This is a genomic window from Prevotella sp. C0026C3, from assembly GCF_056590795.1.
Genome location: NZ_JBWPWW010000017.1, coordinates 37,789 through 56,881, shown reverse-complemented (window position 1 = coordinate 56,881; position 19,093 = coordinate 37,789). Strand labels below are relative to the sequence as shown.

Genomic DNA, 19,093 nt, shown 5'->3' with positions numbered 1-19,093 from the left:
AAATTAAACTTTTCTACTCCAAAGTGTGAATTCTTCAAATACGTTTTATAATTTTGCACTTGCGGGTTGACTCTGCGATATTGTCCATGGTTGGCTATTGCCGTTTTTGTGTAGGTGGAATACACTCTATCTACACCATCTCTCTTGTTTATTACTAGAGATAGCGCCTGATTCCGCTCTTTTCCGATTATTTATAGTTGGCTGCATGGCCTTGGCAACTCTCCTGTTAAGGCTTTGCAGTATTGCTGAAGAGCCGGGGCAGCATCCTTGTCTCACCTTTGCAGCATTTTTTGTCTGAATGTTTTGGGATTTATCGACCGTTGACCTGTGGGGCAAATCCGTTGGTGTATAAGGCTGTAAGTTTGTGAGTTGTAGGAAGAAGAGTGTGAGTCGAATACTGAAACCTAGGGCTATTATCAGAAGTTGATGGCTGCCCTGAAGCCCAAAGTGAGGGTGTGTATGTGCTCTTTGCTTGATACACTATGGGCAGGGAGAAGGTTGTAGTCGGTGAAACCGCCAAAAGCGAAGTTGCGCTTCAGCCGGTAATCGAGGCTTAGTCCGCTTCCGTATGAGATACCACAGCTACTTGGGACGTCCACCCCTCCAATGTTAGTATCCTTATATCCTATGTATCCAATCAACGCTTTTGTGCCAATACGCCAACGGGGCGTCAAGGGGACAGAGAAATAAGGGCCTGCGCTGATGTTGTAGAAGTCGAGTGTGTTCTCCGAGGCCTCTTTCTCGTTTACGATAATGTGACTATTAGAGACTGTGGCGCGTGCACCAATGCCTAGGTAGTGATTGAAAAACCATGCACCCTCTGCACCTATTGTCGTGCCTGCAGAGAACTTGTATTCTACGGCTTCGTTTAGATCGTATTGGCTCAAAGGGACGTTGAAGCCGGTATAGACTCCGATAAACGAGGGCTTGCTTAGCCCTATTTCCATGGTCTCCTGCGTGGGGTGGATGTTTAGTCCTCGTTCTTTCATAATGGCATCGGCTATCCAATAGCCAAATTCCGTGGATAGAATGCCGAATCCTGCTCCCACCAGCACGTCGCTTAACCAGTGCTTGTTATTGGCCACACGCATCAGTCCGGTGGTCGTTGCCATACTGTAAGCGGCCACACCTATCCATGGGGAGAGGTGTCCGTATTCTTTGGTGAGCATCGTGGCGGCCATAAATGCCGTGGCGGTATGCCCAGATGGAAAGCTTTGCTTGTTGCTTCCGTCAGGGCGAGTGACGCGTGTGGTGTGTTTTAAGCCTTGTACCACGCTCGTCATGAGTGCCACTGAGATGACGTTGCTTACCACCATGCGTTCCCACGACGACCTGCTTGGTACGCCGATGGCTTTGAGTCCGACCATGACGGCGGTCGGTGTTAATTGCAGATAATTGTCTAATGTGTAGTGGAATTTAGGCATGAAGTTATTGCGTAAACTTCTAAAATCGGTATCATAATGCCCTTCCAGCAGTCCGCCGATGATGAATGGGACGCCGATGTAAGTAGCTTGGAACCATCGCTGACGACCGATACCGTCAATCTTTTTCAGCAGTTGGCTTTGATGTGTAGTGTCGTTGACAGCTCGTAAAGAGTCGTTTTCATTGGTTGTTGATGCTGTTGATGTGGTAACAAACATTAGAAAAGCAATGAATGTAATTGTCTTTCTGAGTGTCTTCTTTTGATTTTTTCCCATTTCTGTGATAAATACTGTCTGTCCGCTGTTATTACTTGTTCGTTTATGCTTCACTGAACATTCCGCTGATAGATGTCAGATAGAGGTTGTTGTGTCGTATGTCCGGTGTGCTTCTGGGCTTAAACGCGGCAGCGTGTGTTTGAAACTGCAAAATTACAAGATGTTATTGAGAAAATGGTAAAGGAGAATGTAAAAAATATATTTCCTTAATTAAATGCATGTTTGGTGTGTGTTTGTCGGGGAATGACTACCTTTGTAATACTTTTCAAAGTGAACGTAGGATATGTATATAGTATTAGCGCTTGTAGGTCTTGTTGCCGGGACGTTCTCTGGTTCTATCGGTTTTGGGGGCGGCATGATTCTTTTGCCGGTCATTACCTATTTTTATGGCATTGAGATTGCGGTGCCTGTCTCTACCATCGCGCAGATGATGAGTAATCTTTCGCGTGCCGGCATGGGGTGGCGCGAGATACATTGGCGACAGGTGGCTTGGTTTTTGATACCGGCTTTGCCTTTTACTGCGTTGGGAGCATTTGGCTTCTCAATGATAGACAAGGCGTTGATGACCCGTATATTATGCATATTTCTCATCGTGTTCTCCATCATGAAGTTACGAGGAAAGGTTCATTTAGGTGGGGGGAGACACACGATGCTCGTAGGTGGAGGTCTTACCGGCTTGCTTAATGGTATGCTTGGTATCTCCGGCCCGCTGAGTAGTGCCGTGTTTCTCTCGCTTAACCTCTCACCGGTAGCCTATATTGTCAGTGAAGCCACGGCTGCCACTGCCATGCACATGGTTAAAGCGGTGACTTATAATCGCTTTGGTTTGATGGATTGGCACATCTTCTTGAATGGTTTCTTTATAGGCTGCGCCATGATGGTGGGTAATTTCATAGCCTTACGCTTGATACGTTATGCCCACAAGAAGCTGTATCAACGTATCGTAGCTGCCATGATGATAGTCATTTCTCTATGGTTGATGCTGACAGTGTAATTTTGGGAATTCTAGGTTTTTAAGCTTATGAGTCTTTAGGTTCGAGTTGGCTTTGGCAGTTTTACGACTTCTTAAGTATTACTATATATTCGTGACTCATGGTGCTAACCTTGGCTCCTACTTTATTGGTTGGGCTCGTTTTAGATGGCATCCGCTTATTTGGTATTTCTCTTACCAAAGTAATGTGATGCTTAAATCCGCATTTTTCAAACATCTCAGCAGTAAAGTAGTCCAAAGGTATCTGCACATCTTTAACCCTTCTGTCACCTACAACATAGCAAACGACACCACCACTTCTAACAGTCTTGGCAACATGTTGTATAGATAGGTAATAGTCATTCAGAAATGATATTACTTCTAAATACCTTTTATGCTCTAAGCTATCTATCTCATCTAGCACTTCTCTAATGCTTTCCGTTTTGAATAGTTCCTCTTTACTTTTCTTTCCTCCCATTAATAGGCGATCCAAATTTCTCGCATTTTCAAAATTAAACCATTCGTTAGCCCATCTGGAGAATTGACCATAAGCAACAGTAGTGCGGCTATCACCATAGGGAGGAGAGGTTACAACCATATCTACGGCATTATCAGCTATAATATTGGATGGTATGTCATTAGTAGAATTAAAATCATAAATAGATGCTGCTACTTTGTTAGCGCATTCATTATATGTTTTTAATCCTTCCAAGTTTCTTAGTACTTTCTTCTCAAATAGATTAAAAGTATTTGGATTGAATTTAGCTATACTGTCCTTATTCATTCTATATCTTTTAAACTCGCCATTTCTAGTAAAAGAGACTTCTCTTACAGTCTCTGCTAAGGCAATATTAAAGAAATCTTTATCCTCTGCATCCTTTATTAATTGAGATAGAAAAGATAGCTTTAATAAAGTTTTCTCATCATACCAAAACGAATAGTTGGATATTCTGTCAAAATTTCGCTCTATGACTTTATCCTCAGAATAGAAAATTAGTTCAGACTGCATGACTCTAAACTGCCTTAAAACAGACTCGTAATTATAATGAGTGGTCTTTACTTTTCCCATTAATCTAGCCAATGGATTTAAATCCGCACCAATAGAATCTATACCGGCTAAGGAGGCTTCTACTAGAGTTGTACCACTACCCATGTAAGGATCGAATATAAGCCTTAACCTTCCTTCAGGCTTATACTCTTCTATAAGTGTCCTGGCTATCTGTGGAATCATCATAGCCGGATAATTGTGATAACAATGGGTAAACTCTTTTGTATTAGCTTCCTTAAAGCTCCATCTATCATCTATTTTCCGTTTATACATCTTGTTATTGTTGTTGACTTTTAATATGAGAGTACAAAATTATTAAATACTTTCAAAATGAGAGCATGGTGAAAAGTGTATTTCAATAAATTTGTAGCAAAATTAGTAAAAACTATGGTTAAATCAGAATACCAGCAAGTAATAGTATCAAAATTACGAAAATTAAGAGAGGAAAGAGGATATAGCCAGCAGAAAGTTGGTTCTATTCTAGGGATTAGTAATGGACAAATCGGTAATATTGAAAGTCTAAATAGGCCTCATAAATACACTTTAAGCCAAATAAGGGCTTTATGTAAATGTTATAATATACGGATAGAGCAACTATTCTTGGAAGATGCTGATTATGAAAACAGTGATATAATAAAAATACTCATAGATAAAATTATTGATTATGGAGAATAAAGATTTTATGATAGAAAGATTTAGAGAAGTTAAAGCGCTGGGGTATGTCCCTAGTAACAGGAAAAATAACACAGGCATAGGTAAGACATTTGAGGATTATGTAGGAGTTGTAGAAAATAACTTAGATGCCCCCGATTTGGCAGGTTATGAAATCAAGTCGCATAGAGAAGAGGCTACATCGTATGTAACTCTTTTTACAAAGGCTCCCTCATTCCCTAGAGGGGCTAACACCTACTTAAGAAATAGATATGGTGTACCTTATGAGGAAATAGAGAAAGCCGGTTTGAAAAGGTTGCATACATCTATGTTTGCTAATAGTTTTAATACCTTTGCTGGTAAGTTATCTTTCAAACTTATAAATGACAGAGGGCAAAGGACTATTAAAATCGGTGTATACGATTTAGAGCATCATCTACTGGATAGCAGTGTCGGCTATAACTATGACGCTTTAGACAGGATACTAAAGAATAAACTACATAATCTTTTCTATGTGAGTGCAGAAAGAAAGTTTGAAGATGATACAGAACATTTCTACTTTAATAAAGCGGAGATATATACTAATCCTGCATTTAGTAAGTTTTTAGACCTGATAGACGATGGCATGATTATGTTTGATATAAGGATAGGTAGTTATGCAAATGGTAAAACGCATGACCATGGAAGCGGATTTAGAATATTACAGCCAAATATAAAATTACTATATGCTGATAAAGAAAATGTAGAATAAAGGGTTGGTTTGTTGCCCCTTTTCTATCCTCTAATGATATTTGAGAGATAGAAGACTTGTTCTTTTAGCAACGTAACTCTATGAGCTCATGAACTTATAAACTTAAGAACTCATATATAAATCCACATTATTAGGTATTGCCGAGAAACAGAATAGCGACTAACTTTGCCGTATCGTCAAATAAATAACAAATGAATGGAAACTATACGGTTATCAAGTATCCCTGAGACAATGCTGATTACATTGTGGGCTAAAGCCACGGAAACTATACAATGTGGAGGATTGATTCATGATGAAGTGGCTAAAAGTATAATGGAGAACATCGATTATGATTTCTCGAAATTCAATGGCAGTAGACTGTCGCAGGTTGGATGTTGTGTGCGTGCTGCGCTGATTGATAAGGAGGTGAGGAACTTTCTTGTTACAAATCCCGATGGAGTGGTGGTGCAGCTCGGTGCGGGATTGGACGGGCGTTATCAACGTTTAGGCTGTCCAGATGTGACACATTGGTTTGATTTGGACTTGAAGGAAGTCATTGGTCTCCGTCGGAAGCTGATTCCTGAAACCGAGAGAAATACATACTTGGGCTTGTCTATGTTCGATTACCAGTGGATAGAGATGGTGAAGTCGTATGGCAAACCCGTGTTGATACTCATAGAAGGTGTATTGATGTATTTTGAACCGGCTGTGGTCAGGGATTTCTTTCAAACCGTCTGCGAGCGCTTCGACGAAGCTACGTTGGTCTTTGATATGTTGACCTACTTTGCCCTGAAACGTGCCAAACACCACGAGACGGTGAAAAAGATGAGTAGCAGCGTGCCATTTTTGTGGTCGGAACTCGATACCCGGAAGATGGAGTCATGGCATTCCAAACTGCATATCGGCCGAGAGTATTATATGAGCGATTACGACCAAGGGCGGTTCCCTCTCGTTTTGCACCTTATGTATCTGCTACCTTATTTTTATAAGCGTCTCAATCAGCGTATTGTAAAGGTAGAGATTCGATGATATCATACGAGGGGGAAGTTTATGTTGTATGATGCGATGAGATAAAAGCGTATTAAATAAATATAATAACGTTAATTAATGATAAAATAAAAGGTTTATAGTAGGCCGAATGATACCATGTAAATAAAACGTCGTAACTTTGCAGTCCGATTATTTCGGGGATAAACTTAGAACCCCAGTGCAGGGGTGTTAATAGTGTAGCTTTTGGCCGAGCTCCATGGTTAGTGAATCGTCTGCACAGCAGCGTGAGCGTATGCTCGTGTTGTCAGAATAAAGTTTAAAACGTTTTTTAGTAGTAAAATCAAATCTTAAAATGAACACTTTAAGTTACAAGACTATTTCCGTGAATAAGGAAACAGCCCAGAAAGAGTGGGTCGTAGTAGACGCCAGCGATCAAGTTGTAGGTCGCCTTTGCTCTAAGGTCGCTAAGCTGTTGCGCGGAAAGTACAAACCAAGCTTCACTCCCCATGTGGATTGTGGAGACAATGTAATCATTATCAACGCCGAGAAGGTGGTTTTCACAGGTAAGAAGGAAACTGATAAGGTTTACACTCGTTATACTGGTTATCCCGGTGGTCAGCGTTTCAATACGCCGGCTGAACTGCGTACCCGTGAGGACGGTATGGACAAGATTCTTCGTCACGCCGTAAAGGGTATGTTGCCAAAGGGACGTCTAGGTCGTCATCTCTTGAGCAATCTTTATGTATTCAATGGTGCTGAGCATGACAAAGAGGCTCAGAGGCCAAAGAACATCGACATTAACCAGTACAAATAAAGCAAAAAGATGGAAGTTATCAATACAATTGGTCGCCGTAAGAGTGCTGTCGCTCGTGTCTACCTGACAGAAGGTACCGGTAAGATCACAATCAATAAGAAAGATTTAGAAACTTATTTCCCTTCAGCTATCCTACAGTATGTAGTAAAGCAGCCTTTGGCAGAGCTTGAAGTAGAGGGTAAATATGACATCAAGGCTAATCTCGATGGTGGCGGTTTCACAGGCCAGAGCCAAGCTCTTCGTCTCGCTATCGCTCGCGCATTGGTAAAGATTAACGCAGAAGATAAGAAGGCTCTCAAGAAGAAAGGCTTCATGACACGTGATAGCCGTGCTGTTGAGCGTAAGAAACCGGGACGTCCAAAGGCACGTCGTCGCTTCCAGTTCAGCAAGCGTTAATATGGTGGCCTTGCGCCTCCTGTTTAGTATCTAAACCGGTGGGACTCTCTTTAGTGAGATTACCCACAGGCTGATTCTGACAAAAGAATTCAAAAGAAAGTAAACAATTAAAAGAAAAAGAAATGTCAAGAACTAATTTTGACCAATTACTAGAGGCTGGCTGTCACTTTGGTCACCTCCGCCGCAAGTGGAATCCTGCAATGGCTCCTTATATCTTTATGGAGCGTAACGGTATTCATATCATCGACCTTCACAAGACTGTAGCTAAGATTGACGAGGCTGCTGAAGCTTTGAAGGGAATCGCCAAATCAGGAAAGAAAATCCTGTTCGTCGCTACTAAAAAACAAGCTAAGGACATCGTTGCCGAGAAGGCAGCATCTGTTAACATGCCATACGTAAACGAGCGTTGGGCTGGTGGTATGCTTACCAACTTCCCTACTATTCGTAAGGCTGTTAAGAAAATGACGAACATCGATAAACTGATGAACGATGGTACATTCTCTAACCTCTCTAAGCGTGAATTGTTGCAGATTACACGTCAGCGTGCCAAGCTCGAAAAGAACTTGGGGTCTATCGCCGATTTGACTCGTCTGCCTAGCGCACTCTTCGTTGTCGACGTAATGAAAGAACACATCGCTGTGAAAGAGGCTAACCGTTTGGGTATCCCTGTATTTGCTATCGTAGATACAAACTCAAATCCTAAGAATATCGACTATGTGATTCCTGCTAACGACGATGCCAACGATAGCGTTAATGTTATCTTGACTGCTGTTTGCGGTGCTATCGCTGAGGGCTTGGAAGAGCGTAAGGCTGAGAAGGCTGATGAGAAGGCTGCTGCAGAGCAGGCTGAAGAAGCTGCCGACAAGCCACGTCGTGCTCGTAAGGCTCAGAAGGAAGAAAAGGCAGAGGTTGTAGCTGAGGCTACTGCTGAAGAAGCTCCTGCTGCTGAGTAATTAGAAATTCAAATATAACCCTTTAACGAAAGAAAATTAATATGGCTGTTACAATAGCTGACATCCAGAAGCTTCGTAAAATGACCGGTGCCGGACTTGCTGATTGCAAGAAGGCGCTTACCGAGGCTGATGGTGATATTGAAAAGGCAATCGAGCTCGTTCGCGAGCGTGGTTTGGCTATCGCTGCAAAGCGTTCTGACCGTGAGACTTCTAACGGCTGCGTGCTTGTAAAGGCTGCAGATGGTTTCGCTGCTATGATTGCTTTGAAGTGTGAGACCGACTTCGTTGCCAATGGTGCTGATTTTATCAAACTGACCGAAGACATCTTAGACGCTGCTATGGCTGCTAAGGCTCAGAGCCTTGCTGAGGTTGAAGAGTTGACATTGGCTGACGGTACCAAGATTGCTGAAGCTGTGAAATTGCGTTCAGGTATCTCTGGTGAGAAGATGGAATTGGATGGTTACAACTTCATCGTTGGTGACAACATCTATGTTTACGACCACCAGAACAAGCACCTCTTGGGTACCATGGTTCAGTTGAACAAGGCTGCCGAAGAGCAGGGCCACGCTATAGCAATGCAGATCGCTGCTATGAACCCAGTTGCTTTGAACGAGGCTGAAGTTCCTGCTGAGGTTAAAGAGAAGGAGTTTGTCGTTGCTGTTCAGAAGACTAAGGAAGAACAGGTTGAGAAGGCTGTAGCTGCAGCTATCAAGAAGGCTGGCTTCAATGCTTATATCGCAGAGAGCGAGGAGCACTTGGAAGAAGGTGTTCGTAAGGGCAACATCACCGAGGCTGAGGCTGACGAGATTCGCAAACTCAAGAAAGAAACTGCTGAGCAGAAAGCTGCTTCTTTGCCAGAACAGATGATTCAGAACATCGCTAATGGTCGTATGAATAAGTTCTACAAGGAAAATTGCTTGTTGAATCAGGAATTCATTCAGGATTCTAAGCTCACTGTAACCGACTACTTGCAGCAGGCTGACAAGGAATTGACAGCACTTGCATTCCGTCGTTTTACATTGCGTGCTGAATAAATTTATTCAAAACAGACAATAGAGGAGGATATGCCGACAAGCATATCCTCCTTATTTTATGTATACGCGTATACATGTATGCGGGTGAAATGAATCAATAATTTGCTTTTGCATTCTTTTTTTTGTAAGTTTGCAAAGATATATGATGTAAGCAAACAATAAGAAGATGAAGATATTTGCCGTGGGAATGAACTATTAGAAAAGTAGAGTAAAATAAAACCTATGAAAATCAACTCTTTATAAGTCTTTATCATTATAAACACTTTCTTTATTTAGCTAATTTTTATTTGTTTTTTGTTACTATTTTGTTACTCGTTTGCTTGCTTGTTACCAAAAAAACCTTATCTTTGCCAGTGGTAACAAATTAGTAAATATGGGACGTAAAAAGCAGATCAATGTTAAAAGCCCTATCCGGATCCGTTTTAAGGAACTGGCAAAGGGAAACAAAAGTATCTACCTTGATACTTATCAAGACGGGAAAAGGAGCTATGAGTTTCTAAAACTATTCCTAATCCCAGAGACATCACAGGTAGCACGAGTGGCTAATGAAAATACGATGAAGGTTGCTCAAGCTATCCGGGCACAACGATTATTAGAGTTGGAGAATGGCAAAGCGGGGTTAAGAACTGGCAAAGAGAAGATGCCTTTGCTGGATTGGTTGAGAATTTTTCAGGAAATAAGATTAAGGACAGGACAGAGTAATAAAAGAGCGGAACAAATAGGAACTGCGATAAAACACGTTGAGGCTTTTCAGAAAGGTAGAAACGTTTCAGTGGGCCAAGTTGATGCTAAATACTGTCGAGACTTTATAAACTATCTTTCTACTGCAAAATCAAGAACTGCAACTATCAATACCAAATCGCTTGCAAAGAGTACAGCAAAGAGTTATTTTATCGTTTTATCCAGTGCATTAAAAGAGGCTGTTCGTCAAGGTGTAATATCCGTAAATCCAGCTTATGGATTAAGCAAAGAAGATTTTAAGCCTATAAATACGGGAAGCGTTCCGATTGGCTATCTGACTATTGAGGAGCTACAAGCAATGATAAATTGCACCTACAATAATCAGAATAAATTATTGCGCAGAGCGTTCTTGTTTGCTTGTTTTACGGGCTTTCGTATCAGTGATATAAGGTCATTAAGATGGGATGAAATAAAGAGCGTGGACGGTTCTTTCTTTCTCCATAAAAGGATGCAGAAAACAGCAACGTATATTGATGTCCCATTGCCTGAATCAGCTTTGTATTGGCTCCCGAATAAAGGGAATAGAAGTGAAAGCGATTTTGTTTTTCCTACAGCTGAAAGGTGGACTAATAAAAAGCTGCAAGAAAGCCTACCTATTACGGAATGGTGTGTAAATACAGAGCTAAACCGATGGGCGCAGAGGGCTGGGGTGAGAAAGCACATCACATTTCATCAAAGCCGGCACACTTATGCAACGATGTTGGTAACTAAGGGTGCGGATTTGTTTACAGTTCAAAAGCTATTAGGGCATAAGAGCATACAGACTACCCAAGTATATGCAGAGTTGGTAGGTAAAAAGAAAAGGGAAGCAGTAGAACTCCTTGATGATGTTTTAAGTAAGTAGGAATTATAAAATAATATAGTTATGGGAACGAATGTAAAAAACAATGCACCTTTAGGTCATTATGTAGTAGGTGATGCTACGGGTAAATTCTTAGATTGTGTTGAACATCTGGACAGACTGCAAGAGGATTTACGTACAGCCTGCCATCTGGTCTATGGAGAACCTACAGACGAAGAGGGTACTTATTCTGCAGATATGATGAAGAAGTACGAAAATATATTCGGAAGTTTGCGTAATATGCTGGTAGATGATGTTGCAGAGTGTGTGCGCTGTTCTGTTGATACTACGGGGGTATTATCGCAGGATGTTGTATTTTTATAGTGAAATGATGCTGAAAGCCTCATCACAACATAAAGATGAGGCTTTCATTTTTCTTTCTATTGGGTAAATAGTTGGTGTCAGAATGGAAGATGTTATCGAACTAACGCATTTGGGAAATCAGAACGATAAAAACGAAGTATCAATCATTAGGTGGGTAACGGAGGAAGATTACTGGGAGGCTGAAGAGGAAATGGAAGAGCGTTATTTGCTGGAGTATGGAGGTGCATTTGCAGTAGAATTGACTATACGTAAACTTTACGGGCACTCTGGAACGTTTGATGATGTTTGCCTAATACTTGATAACCGATACCCCAATATTGACCGAGATACGGCAATTATGATAGCAGAACAGATTAAGGCTAAAGCAGAGGAAAGTAACGATAAAGTTTTGAAGCTAACGCCACAGCGTTTAATCTGGGTGATGAGATGGGCAGAGAATAAGCAATTTGCTGTGGCAAAAGTTAATCATCAGGATATAATTTCGGAAAAGACTATTCGGCAACTACCTGAAGGTCTATTATCTATCAAGCCTTATTTGAATGTAGCTATCGAGGCTGGATTAGTGGATGAGAATTATCAGCCATTAGAGGAAAATGTAAATCGGAATGAACTTGCAGCGATGATATGGTATATTAACCAAAGTCACAAGGTCAAATATATTTGGAAGCTATTTCAGAACTTCTGGTTGTTACCGTCTAAGACAAATCCCAAAGTAAAGGCAGTTAATTTGCAGCATTATAATAGAGATTTATATACACCACGTATAAAGGACTTTATCAAGAATATTAAAGATATAGGCAAGTAATTTGGTAGTGATAAGGTAGCATTCTTGTAGTGCTACTTTATCTTTTATTCTTTCATAAATTCTGAACTTTGCAGCATAATAATACCGAAGGAAGGTGCGCACCCCCAGAGGCTGTAAAAATCAGAAACAATGAACGAAATTATTTTTATTTTGAAGGAGATACAGCGTAACAGCCTATTGGCTGCGAAGCAGGTGTTATCCATTGATGATGTGGCTACGCTTACTGGTCTTAGTAGGTCGCATTTATATAAATTGACCAGTGCCAACGAAATTCCCCATTACAAGCCTAATTCCAGACTTCTGTATTTTGATAAGACGGAGGTTGAAAAATGGATGAAGCGTAATCGAGTAGGCGCTAACAGTGAAGCAGAAGAGTATGCAGCAGGCTATACGGCAAGAAAGGAGGCTACCAAATGATTATTAAGGACTTGGAAAATGCAGCAGCTACAAGAGTTGGTAGATTGTTTAAGGTTGTGTGGTTAATAGTGCAAACCCGAAAAGAAATTCCAGCACCTAATGAACTTCGTCTAATTTGTCAGAATAGTGGGGTATCGTATTATGATGTTGTGGAGTTGTTTAATCAAATTAAGAAGGAGCCAGACTATGGAAAATAAAGATTTATTTGAGAATGATGGCTACATACCGGGTTATTCTCCAAGAGATAGACAGATACGAGAAGAGAGAGAGAGTATTATAAAACAAGCCTCAACGGTTGAAGTACCTCGTAATGGTGTTATTATAGGCAGAAATCCGAAAGAGCAGACAGAAAGGCTTTATAGGCTTTTATCCGATGGTAACAAGCATAGTACAGTAGATATTACTGATAGAATCCGGGTAGCAGATCCAAGAGCTGTAATACGAGAGCTAAGAAAAAAAGGTGTAGTGGTCTTTGATGAATGGTGCAAAGCTAATGGGAAAAGGTTCAAGAGATATTGGATAAAAAGTTGAGGCTATGGCAGAGGGGAAAAATAGTTCGCCATTCATAGAACTGATTAACCGGTTTTGGAAGGTAAATATAGAATATTCATTTGGAACGTCAGATATGGCTCTTTTCTTTGCCTTACATCATTTCTGCAATCAAGTTGGTTGGAAGAGGCAATTTGCTTGCTCCAATCGACAAATAAAGATCCTAATCCAAATATCAGATAAAACTCTGATAAGTTCTCGAAAACGCCTTATGGATGCAGGGTTGATAACCTTTACGCCAGGAAACGCCAAACGGCAAAAATCTTTGTATTCATTATGCCTAGACTACTGGAAAAATTCCAGTAGTTCGGGTAGTAGTTCGGGTAGTAGTAATATAATAAGAAAAGAAAAGACTAAACCAGAATTATCAAAGAATGATAAGAAAGTACCCACAACAAATAAGAAATCTATACCGAGTAAGGTTGAAGAGACATCCCCTACACTGGAAGAGGTTGTAAAGATATGCACCGATAAGGGTATGAGTGAGGAAGAGGCGAAGAACTTTTATTATTACTATGATGCCCAAGGGTGGGTAACCACTGGAGGGCAAAAGATAAGGCGCATCGATAGTATGGTTAATCGGTGGCTGACAAATGGAAAGGGCAAAGAATATGATAGAGTCAATAACACAAATAGTTCAAAGAGAGAGGCACGAAATAGGGAGGTCATCGACTACGTTATGTCGCACTATAAAAAAGAGTGATAGGGAGGCGGTAGAGCTACTGGAAAAGTTCAACCCTTCTTTGCAGTATAAATGCTTTGCGCATCCAGAGAGGTGTGTAAGTGGAAGCGCCCCCACTCTGGCAGAGGTTAATAGAGCCTATGGCGAGCAGGTGGCTGCGGACTGGCTTACAATTGAGCTGAACGACTATCAGAACTTTGTCGGAGTGAAGGAAGAGAACAAGGCTACGTACGATGTGGTCTGTGAGTTGTCGAGGATGATATTAGGGCGGTATTACTTCTTTAAATTGTCCGAACTGATGCTATTCTTTCAGAGATTGAAATACGGGGACTACGGGGAAATGTACGGGTGCGTTGATGCTGTACGCATACTAAGGGCGCTACGTTCCTTTGTGGTTGAGCGAAACGTAATCATTGAAAGGCTGGAGCAGGAAGAGAGAGAAAAGAAAAGGGCATCGGAAAGAAAGAATGCTATAAGCTACCAAGAATATTTAGCAAGAAAAGATAAAATGCAAAATAAAGCGATTTAAGGCGTTAAAAATGCACGAGATAATAGAATACTTATAAGCGTAATAAAAAGCCGTTAGAATTATAAATAGAGAGGCAGGGGCTAAAATGTTCCTGCCTTTATTGTGTCCTGACGATTGGAATGAAGCAAGAAAGATGGGATTGTGAAAACAAAGCACGGATGAAGCACGGAGACGAAAGGAATAAAGGTTTTGAAATGATGCTGCAAGAAGAGCAGTTTTTTTACTAAATTAACAACCAAAAAGGAGTTGGAAAGAATAACACGAACCAAGATGGAATGTGGTAATATGTCCTTTTGGAGATTGGTTTATTATCCTCGTTTTTATTTATTCCCAAAATAAATTCTATCTTTGTAGCAGAAAGCAGGGTAAGCACCTATAAAAAGTGCATTTTGTTACTAATTTGTTACCAGACTTTAGTAATACCCTTGCTTTCCTTTTGATTTATAAATAGTTATCGAAAGATGAAGATATTTGCCGTGGGCATGAATTATGGCCTACACAATAAAGAACTTGATGGAACGTTGTATAAACCGGAGACACCGGTTATTTTTACCAAGGCCGATTCTGCTTTGCTGAAAAACGGGAAGCCATTTTTCATTCCCGATTTCATGGGGCGTATCGACTATGAGGCCGAGTTGGTAGTGAGAATATGCAAGTTGGGTAAGAATATATCTCAGCGTTTTGCGCACCGTTACTACGATGCGGTGACGGTAGGTATCGACTTTACGGCTCGTGAAATGCAAAAGAAGTTGCGTGATGCCAGCCAACCTTGGGATATATGCAAAGGTTTTGATGGCTCGGCAGCCCTAGGTGAGTGGGTGGAGAAAGATAAGTTTCTAGACCCACAACAGCTTCGTTTCCATCTCGATATTAATGGTGGTACTGTTCAAGAAGGATATGCCGGAGATATGCTATTTAAGATAGACGAGCTTATTTCGTATATTAGCCGATACTTTACGCTCAAAACAGGTGACTTGTTGTATACCGGTACGCCTGTAGGGGTGGGACCGGTGCAAATCAACGACCATCTCGAAGGTTATTTGGAAGAGCGTAAGGTGCTGGATTTGAGATGTAAGTGATACTTCTCCCCAACTCTCTCCCAAGGGGAGGGAGTGCAGGATAAGGGAATGATGGTTGCTTCTTTACTACTCGTAGGGGCTAATTGCATTCTAGGTCTGTGAGTTTATCTCTTTCATCCTCCCCTTTTGGAGAGGATTGGTGTGGCGTTACAACTGTAGAGACGGTAGGTCTACCGTCTCATGGCAAAACCGATGGACTAGTCGATGGTTCTGCTTGATACATAAAATAAAGAAACGTGATGAAGCTATATATATATATAAGGAGAAAACACTTACCCTTTGTTAGGAGGGTAGGGGCTGTATTGCTCTTTTTTTTATGCTCGCTCCCACTTTTTTCGGCTAGCCGTTTCTTCAATCTTATCTATGAACAAGTGAAGATAGACTCGGTATTACCACGCTTCTCGTTTACCATTCCTATTGGAACAGATTACGCCGATTCTACTTATCAGGTGAGTATCCTCTATCCTGAATACATGAATATGACGTCTACGGATATTGCTCAATATAAGAAAATATCAGATATGGCATTACCTGCCAGTCCTGTGATAGAGCAACATATCAGTGTGAATCGGAAAAATGGGGAACTTATCGTGAACTTCTTGCCCCTTGTCTATCGTGATAATCGCTATCAAGTGCTTGTCAGCTTTATGCTAAGGGTAGAGTCGAAACGAGTTTCTACAGCTAAGCAAAGCAGCCGGATGGTTATGCGTGCTCCGCAATTTCCTGCCTATACAGCTTCCTCTGTGCTCTCTACAGGTACTTGGGCAAAGATTCGTGTAGCGGAAACAGGCGTGTATGAGTTGACGGATGCGCTTATCAGGAGAGCTGGATTTACAGATATAAGCAAGGTGAAAGTGTATGGATATGGCGGAGCTTTGCAACCGGAAGCTATTAAGACCGGCTATATTCGCCAAACAGACGATTTGCATGAGGTGCCTCTTACAATTGTTGGAGGCCGTCGACTCTTCCATGCCGTTGGTCCGGTCACGTGGAGTAGAAAAGATGCTACGCGTAGGACGCGTAATCCTTATTCCTCTTACGGCTATTATTTTATAACCCAGACTGATGCTGTAACGGCAACAAAAGATTCAACGGCATTTCTCCAAAGCTTCTATCCCTCGACTGATGACTATCACAGTCTTTACGAGGTAGATGGTTATTCATGGTATCATGGTGGTCGGAACCTTTTTGATACGGAAGCAATACCTGTTGGAAGTACTAAGAAATTGGTGTTGAAAAATGAGGCTAATAGTGCTTATGGTACATTATCTGTGAATGTTTCGGCAGGTATAAGAAGCCAAGTTCAGATAGCAGTCAATGAACAAGTAAAAGGTATTATCAACGTCTCGTTGGTGGATTATGATAAAGGTAGTGAAGCAGCGGGAACCTATGTGCTGAACTCTCTTACTGGAAAAGACGTTATCTCTATAACAACCTTGTCGGGTGGTCCGGTTCGTTTAGATTATGTCTCAATGGCTTGGGCTGCTCCGAAGCCTGCTCCGCGTTTGGCTTCTCAGACTTTTAAGGTGCCCGAATATGTTGGTAAAGTTGCCAATCAGAATCTCCATGCCGATGAGCAATACGATATGGTGATGATCATTCCTGCTTCAAAGAAACTGAAGGCACAAGCCGAAAGGCTTAAAACATTCCATGAATTGCATGATGGATTGCGTGTACGTATCGTACCGGCAAATGAACTTTATAATGAGTTTTCGAGTGGTACACCTGATGTCAATGCTTATCGTCGCTATTTAAAGATGCTTTATGACCGGGCTAAGACGTCAAAAGACGCCCCACGTTATCTCTTGCTTTTTGGTGATTGCGTGTGGGACAACCGTATGCTTACGCCTGAATGTAGAAATCTGAAAGCCGATGATTACTTGCTTTGTTATGAAAGTGAGAACTCGTTCAATGAGATTACGTGCTACGTGGACGACGGTTTCGTGACATTGCTTGATGAGGATGAGGGTGGCAATCTTAAGGAGCATGACCAGCAAGATGTAGCTGTTGGCCGATTTCCGGTAACGACTGCGGCTGAAGCTAAGGTGATGGTAGATAAGACCATCAACTATATGGAGAATAAAAATGGTGGCTCGTGGCTTAATACGCTGATGTTTATGGGCGATGACGGCAATCAGAATCTGCACATGGACGATGCCAACGATGCAGCCGATTGGGTAAGAACAAACCATCCTGGCTACTTGGTTAGGAAGGTGCTATGGGATGCTTACACACGAGAAACTTCTTCTATAGGTAATACTTATCCCGAAGCTACCAAGCTCATCAAGCAGCAACAGGCTGCCGGAGCCTTGATAATGGACTACGCCGGACATGGCTCTGAGACATTAATTTCTCATGAGTCGGTATTAAGGTTGACCGACTTTGCCTCTTTCACGAATAAGAATCTACCATTATGGATTACGGCCTCGTGCAATATTATGCCTTTTGATGGAGTTACAGAGAATATAGGTGAAGCAACGATCTTAAATCCTAATGGTGGGGCAGTGGCTTTCTTTGGTACTACGCGGACAGTGTATGCTCAATATAACAAACGTATTAACATGGCTTATCTTAGATACGTGCTTGGTAAACAAGATGGTAAGCCTGTTTCTATTGGCGAAGCTCAGCGACTGGCTAAGAACTACTTGATTACGTCGGGCCAAGATTTGACGACCAATAAACTTCAATATTCTTTGTTGGGTGACCCTGCTTTGGTACTTCACCAACCTTCGTTCACGGCTAAAATAGATGCTATTAATGGTGTGGCTGCATCTTCAGACAATGCTCTCATGTTGAAAGCGGGCAGTACGGTGAAGATAACCGGACATATAGAGAATGCTCCTGACTTTACTGGAACATTGACAGCAACCGTCCGGGATTCGGAAGAACTCATCACGTGCAAGCGAAATGATGAATCGGAAGCAGATGAAGCATTTACTTATTACGACCGTACTAAGACCTTATTCAACGGTACCGATAGTGTGAAGAATGGTAAGTTTAGTTTCTCATTCGCTGTACCTAAAGATATTAATTATAGTAATGAGAGTGGATTGATTAATCTCTTTGCCATCAGTAATGCCAAGTCTAGTTTGGCACATGGTTACAATAATTCGTTCAAGGTGGGAGGTTCGGCCGTTGCAAAGACAGATTCTGTTGGACCGTCTATTTATTGTTATCTGAATACATCGTCGTTCTCAAATGGTGGAAAAGTGAATTCCACGCCTTATTTTGTGGCAGAAATCACGGATAAAGATGGTATCAACGTCACTGGTAACGGTATTGGACATGATTTGGAACTTGTGATTGATGATGATATGAGTAAGACGTATGTGTTGAATAATAATTTCTCATACGACTTTGGAAGTTTTACCAAAGGCTCTACCTACTATAATATTCCAACTTTATCGCCCGGAAAGCATACTTTGACGTTCCGTGCATGGGATACTTTGAATAACTCTTCGGTGTCTACATTGACGTTTAATGTGGTAGAAGGACTCAATCCTAATATCTTTGATGTGTCTGTTAATAAGAATCCGGCATCGTCTACGACCACCTTTATCGTCAATCACGACCGTGCAGGAAGTAATATCGATGTCACGATAGAGGTATACGACTTGTCCGGTCGTATCCTTTGGAGAAATTTGGAAAAGGGGATTACCCCCCAAGGTGCATATACCTTGAATTGGGATTTGACCACGGCTGCCGGAACACGCTTGCAAACCGGTGTCTATCTATTCCGTGCCACGCTGGGTTCTGATGGCGGTGTTACGAGCTCAAAGGCCAAGAAACTCATCGTTGTAGGCAATAATTAAGCCTGCTGTCCGTTTATCTTTCAAGTAAATT

18 protein-coding genes are annotated in these 19,093 nt (G+C 41.5%); 16 read left to right on the top strand and 2 right to left on the bottom strand.

Annotated features, from left to right (window positions below; all coding sequences use genetic code 11):
• Positions 1 to 416: 416 nt before the first annotated feature.
• The gene (locus tag AC1EK4_RS10075) at positions 417 to 1,697 is read right to left on the bottom strand and encodes a phosphatase PAP2 family protein (protein WP_480358140.1); all 1,281 of its coding nucleotides are present in this window, start codon (positions 1,695 to 1,697) and stop codon (positions 417 to 419) included.
• A gap of 283 nt (positions 1,698 to 1,980) precedes the next feature.
• Here AC1EK4_RS10075 and AC1EK4_RS10070 point away from each other — a divergent pair, with 283 nt between their 5' ends.
• Positions 1,981 to 2,691 carry a sulfite exporter TauE/SafE family protein gene (locus tag AC1EK4_RS10070; protein WP_036896656.1) on the top strand — a complete coding sequence of 237 codons (711 nt, stop codon included), beginning with the start codon at positions 1,981 to 1,983 and terminating at the stop codon, positions 2,689 to 2,691.
• 61 nt (positions 2,692 to 2,752) lie between these two features.
• Here the strand turns inward: AC1EK4_RS10070 and AC1EK4_RS10065 are convergent, their stop codons facing one another.
• On the bottom strand, positions 2,753 to 3,988 hold the full coding sequence (locus AC1EK4_RS10065) for a DNA methyltransferase (RefSeq protein ID WP_480358138.1): 1,236 nt from the start codon (positions 3,986 to 3,988) through the stop codon (positions 2,753 to 2,755).
• A gap of 114 nt (positions 3,989 to 4,102) precedes the next feature.
• Between AC1EK4_RS10065 and AC1EK4_RS10060 the strand changes: the two genes are divergently transcribed.
• The 15 genes from AC1EK4_RS10060 (at position 4,103) to porU (ending at position 19,062) form a co-directional block, all read left to right on the top strand.
• Positions 4,103 to 4,390, top strand: a complete 288-nt coding sequence (locus tag AC1EK4_RS10060) for a helix-turn-helix transcriptional regulator (protein ID WP_036896654.1) — start codon at positions 4,103 to 4,105, stop codon at positions 4,388 to 4,390.
• Positions 4,380 to 5,117, top strand: a complete 738-nt coding sequence (locus tag AC1EK4_RS10055; RefSeq protein ID WP_480358136.1) for an MvaI/BcnI family restriction endonuclease — start codon at positions 4,380 to 4,382, stop codon at positions 5,115 to 5,117. The genes AC1EK4_RS10060 and AC1EK4_RS10055 overlap by 11 nt, the downstream gene beginning before the upstream one ends.
• A 195-nt stretch (positions 5,118 to 5,312) precedes the next feature.
• Entirely contained in the window at positions 5,313 to 6,125 is an 813-nt protein-coding gene (locus AC1EK4_RS10050; protein ID WP_480358134.1) for a class I SAM-dependent methyltransferase, read from the top strand.
• Positions 6,126 to 6,438: 313 nt separating this feature from the next.
• Positions 6,439 to 6,900: a 50S ribosomal protein L13 gene (gene rplM, locus AC1EK4_RS10045; RefSeq protein WP_480358132.1), complete on the top strand. Its 462-nt coding sequence runs from the start codon at positions 6,439 to 6,441 to the stop codon at positions 6,898 to 6,900.
• A 9-nt stretch (positions 6,901 to 6,909) separates the two neighbouring features.
• Positions 6,910 to 7,296 (top strand): 30S ribosomal protein S9, encoded by a 387-nt coding sequence (gene rpsI / locus AC1EK4_RS10040; protein WP_036896650.1) that lies wholly within the window; start codon positions 6,910 to 6,912, stop codon positions 7,294 to 7,296.
• A gap of 122 nt (positions 7,297 to 7,418) precedes the next feature.
• Positions 7,419 to 8,249: a 30S ribosomal protein S2 gene (gene rpsB / locus AC1EK4_RS10035; protein ID WP_036896649.1), complete on the top strand. Its 831-nt coding sequence runs from the start codon at positions 7,419 to 7,421 to the stop codon at positions 8,247 to 8,249.
• 41 nt (positions 8,250 to 8,290) lie between these two features.
• A complete protein-coding gene (tsf, locus tag AC1EK4_RS10030) occupies positions 8,291 to 9,283 on the top strand; it encodes a translation elongation factor Ts (RefSeq protein WP_036896648.1) in 993 nt (330 codons plus the stop codon).
• 373 nt (positions 9,284 to 9,656) lie between these two features.
• Positions 9,657 to 10,868, top strand: coding sequence for a tyrosine-type recombinase/integrase (locus tag AC1EK4_RS10025; RefSeq protein WP_480358130.1), 1,212 nt, complete (start codon positions 9,657 to 9,659; stop codon positions 10,866 to 10,868).
• Between the two features lie 21 nt (positions 10,869 to 10,889).
• The gene (locus AC1EK4_RS10020) at positions 10,890 to 11,189 is read left to right on the top strand and encodes a hypothetical protein (RefSeq protein ID WP_480358129.1); all 300 of its coding nucleotides are present in this window, start codon (positions 10,890 to 10,892) and stop codon (positions 11,187 to 11,189) included.
• An 82-nt stretch (positions 11,190 to 11,271) separates the two neighbouring features.
• Entirely contained in the window at positions 11,272 to 11,994 is a 723-nt protein-coding gene (locus AC1EK4_RS10015) for a hypothetical protein (RefSeq protein ID WP_480358127.1), read from the top strand.
• Between the two features lie 129 nt (positions 11,995 to 12,123).
• The gene (locus tag AC1EK4_RS10010; RefSeq protein WP_480358126.1) at positions 12,124 to 12,411 is read left to right on the top strand and encodes a helix-turn-helix transcriptional regulator; all 288 of its coding nucleotides are present in this window, start codon (positions 12,124 to 12,126) and stop codon (positions 12,409 to 12,411) included.
• Positions 12,412 to 12,597: 186 nt separating this feature from the next.
• A complete protein-coding gene (locus AC1EK4_RS10005) occupies positions 12,598 to 12,942 on the top strand; it encodes a hypothetical protein (protein ID WP_480358124.1) in 345 nt (114 codons plus the stop codon).
• A gap of 629 nt (positions 12,943 to 13,571) precedes the next feature.
• Positions 13,572 to 14,171: a DUF6633 family protein gene (locus AC1EK4_RS10000; RefSeq protein WP_480358123.1), complete on the top strand. Its 600-nt coding sequence runs from the start codon at positions 13,572 to 13,574 to the stop codon at positions 14,169 to 14,171.
• Positions 14,172 to 14,632: 461 nt separating this feature from the next.
• The gene (locus AC1EK4_RS09995; protein ID WP_480358121.1) at positions 14,633 to 15,250 is read left to right on the top strand and encodes a fumarylacetoacetate hydrolase family protein; all 618 of its coding nucleotides are present in this window, start codon (positions 14,633 to 14,635) and stop codon (positions 15,248 to 15,250) included.
• A 239-nt stretch (positions 15,251 to 15,489) separates the two neighbouring features.
• Entirely contained in the window at positions 15,490 to 19,062 is a 3,573-nt protein-coding gene (gene porU, locus AC1EK4_RS09990; protein ID WP_480358143.1) for a type IX secretion system sortase PorU, read from the top strand.
• Positions 19,063 to 19,093 lie beyond the last annotated feature (31 nt).

Bases quoted from the DNA above. Each gene is read 5' to 3' on its own strand.
- AC1EK4_RS10075 (WP_480358140.1), bottom strand. From the start codon at position 1,697: ATGGGAAAAAATCAAAAGAAGACACTCAGAAAGACAATTACATTCATT.
- AC1EK4_RS10070 (WP_036896656.1), top strand. From the start codon at position 1,981: ATGTATATAGTATTAGCGCTTGTAGGTCTTGTTGCCGGGACGTTCTCT.
- AC1EK4_RS10065 (WP_480358138.1), bottom strand. From the start codon at position 3,988: ATGTATAAACGGAAAATAGATGATAGATGGAGCTTTAAGGAAGCTAAT.
- AC1EK4_RS10060 (WP_036896654.1), top strand. From the start codon at position 4,103: ATGGTTAAATCAGAATACCAGCAAGTAATAGTATCAAAATTACGAAAA.
- AC1EK4_RS10055 (WP_480358136.1), top strand. From the start codon at position 4,380: ATGGAGAATAAAGATTTTATGATAGAAAGATTTAGAGAAGTTAAAGCG.
- AC1EK4_RS10050 (WP_480358134.1), top strand. From the start codon at position 5,313: ATGGAAACTATACGGTTATCAAGTATCCCTGAGACAATGCTGATTACA.
- rplM (WP_480358132.1), top strand. From the start codon at position 6,439: ATGAACACTTTAAGTTACAAGACTATTTCCGTGAATAAGGAAACAGCC.
- rpsI (WP_036896650.1), top strand. From the start codon at position 6,910: ATGGAAGTTATCAATACAATTGGTCGCCGTAAGAGTGCTGTCGCTCGT.
- rpsB (WP_036896649.1), top strand. From the start codon at position 7,419: ATGTCAAGAACTAATTTTGACCAATTACTAGAGGCTGGCTGTCACTTT.
- tsf (WP_036896648.1), top strand. From the start codon at position 8,291: ATGGCTGTTACAATAGCTGACATCCAGAAGCTTCGTAAAATGACCGGT.
- AC1EK4_RS10025 (WP_480358130.1), top strand. From the start codon at position 9,657: ATGGGACGTAAAAAGCAGATCAATGTTAAAAGCCCTATCCGGATCCGT.
- AC1EK4_RS10020 (WP_480358129.1), top strand. From the start codon at position 10,890: ATGGGAACGAATGTAAAAAACAATGCACCTTTAGGTCATTATGTAGTA.
- AC1EK4_RS10015 (WP_480358127.1), top strand. From the start codon at position 11,272: ATGGAAGATGTTATCGAACTAACGCATTTGGGAAATCAGAACGATAAA.
- AC1EK4_RS10010 (WP_480358126.1), top strand. From the start codon at position 12,124: ATGAACGAAATTATTTTTATTTTGAAGGAGATACAGCGTAACAGCCTA.
- AC1EK4_RS10005 (WP_480358124.1), top strand. From the start codon at position 12,598: ATGGAAAATAAAGATTTATTTGAGAATGATGGCTACATACCGGGTTAT.
- AC1EK4_RS10000 (WP_480358123.1), top strand. From the start codon at position 13,572: ATGATAGAGTCAATAACACAAATAGTTCAAAGAGAGAGGCACGAAATA.
- AC1EK4_RS09995 (WP_480358121.1), top strand. From the start codon at position 14,633: ATGAAGATATTTGCCGTGGGCATGAATTATGGCCTACACAATAAAGAA.
- porU (WP_480358143.1), top strand. From the start codon at position 15,490: ATGAAGCTATATATATATATAAGGAGAAAACACTTACCCTTTGTTAGG.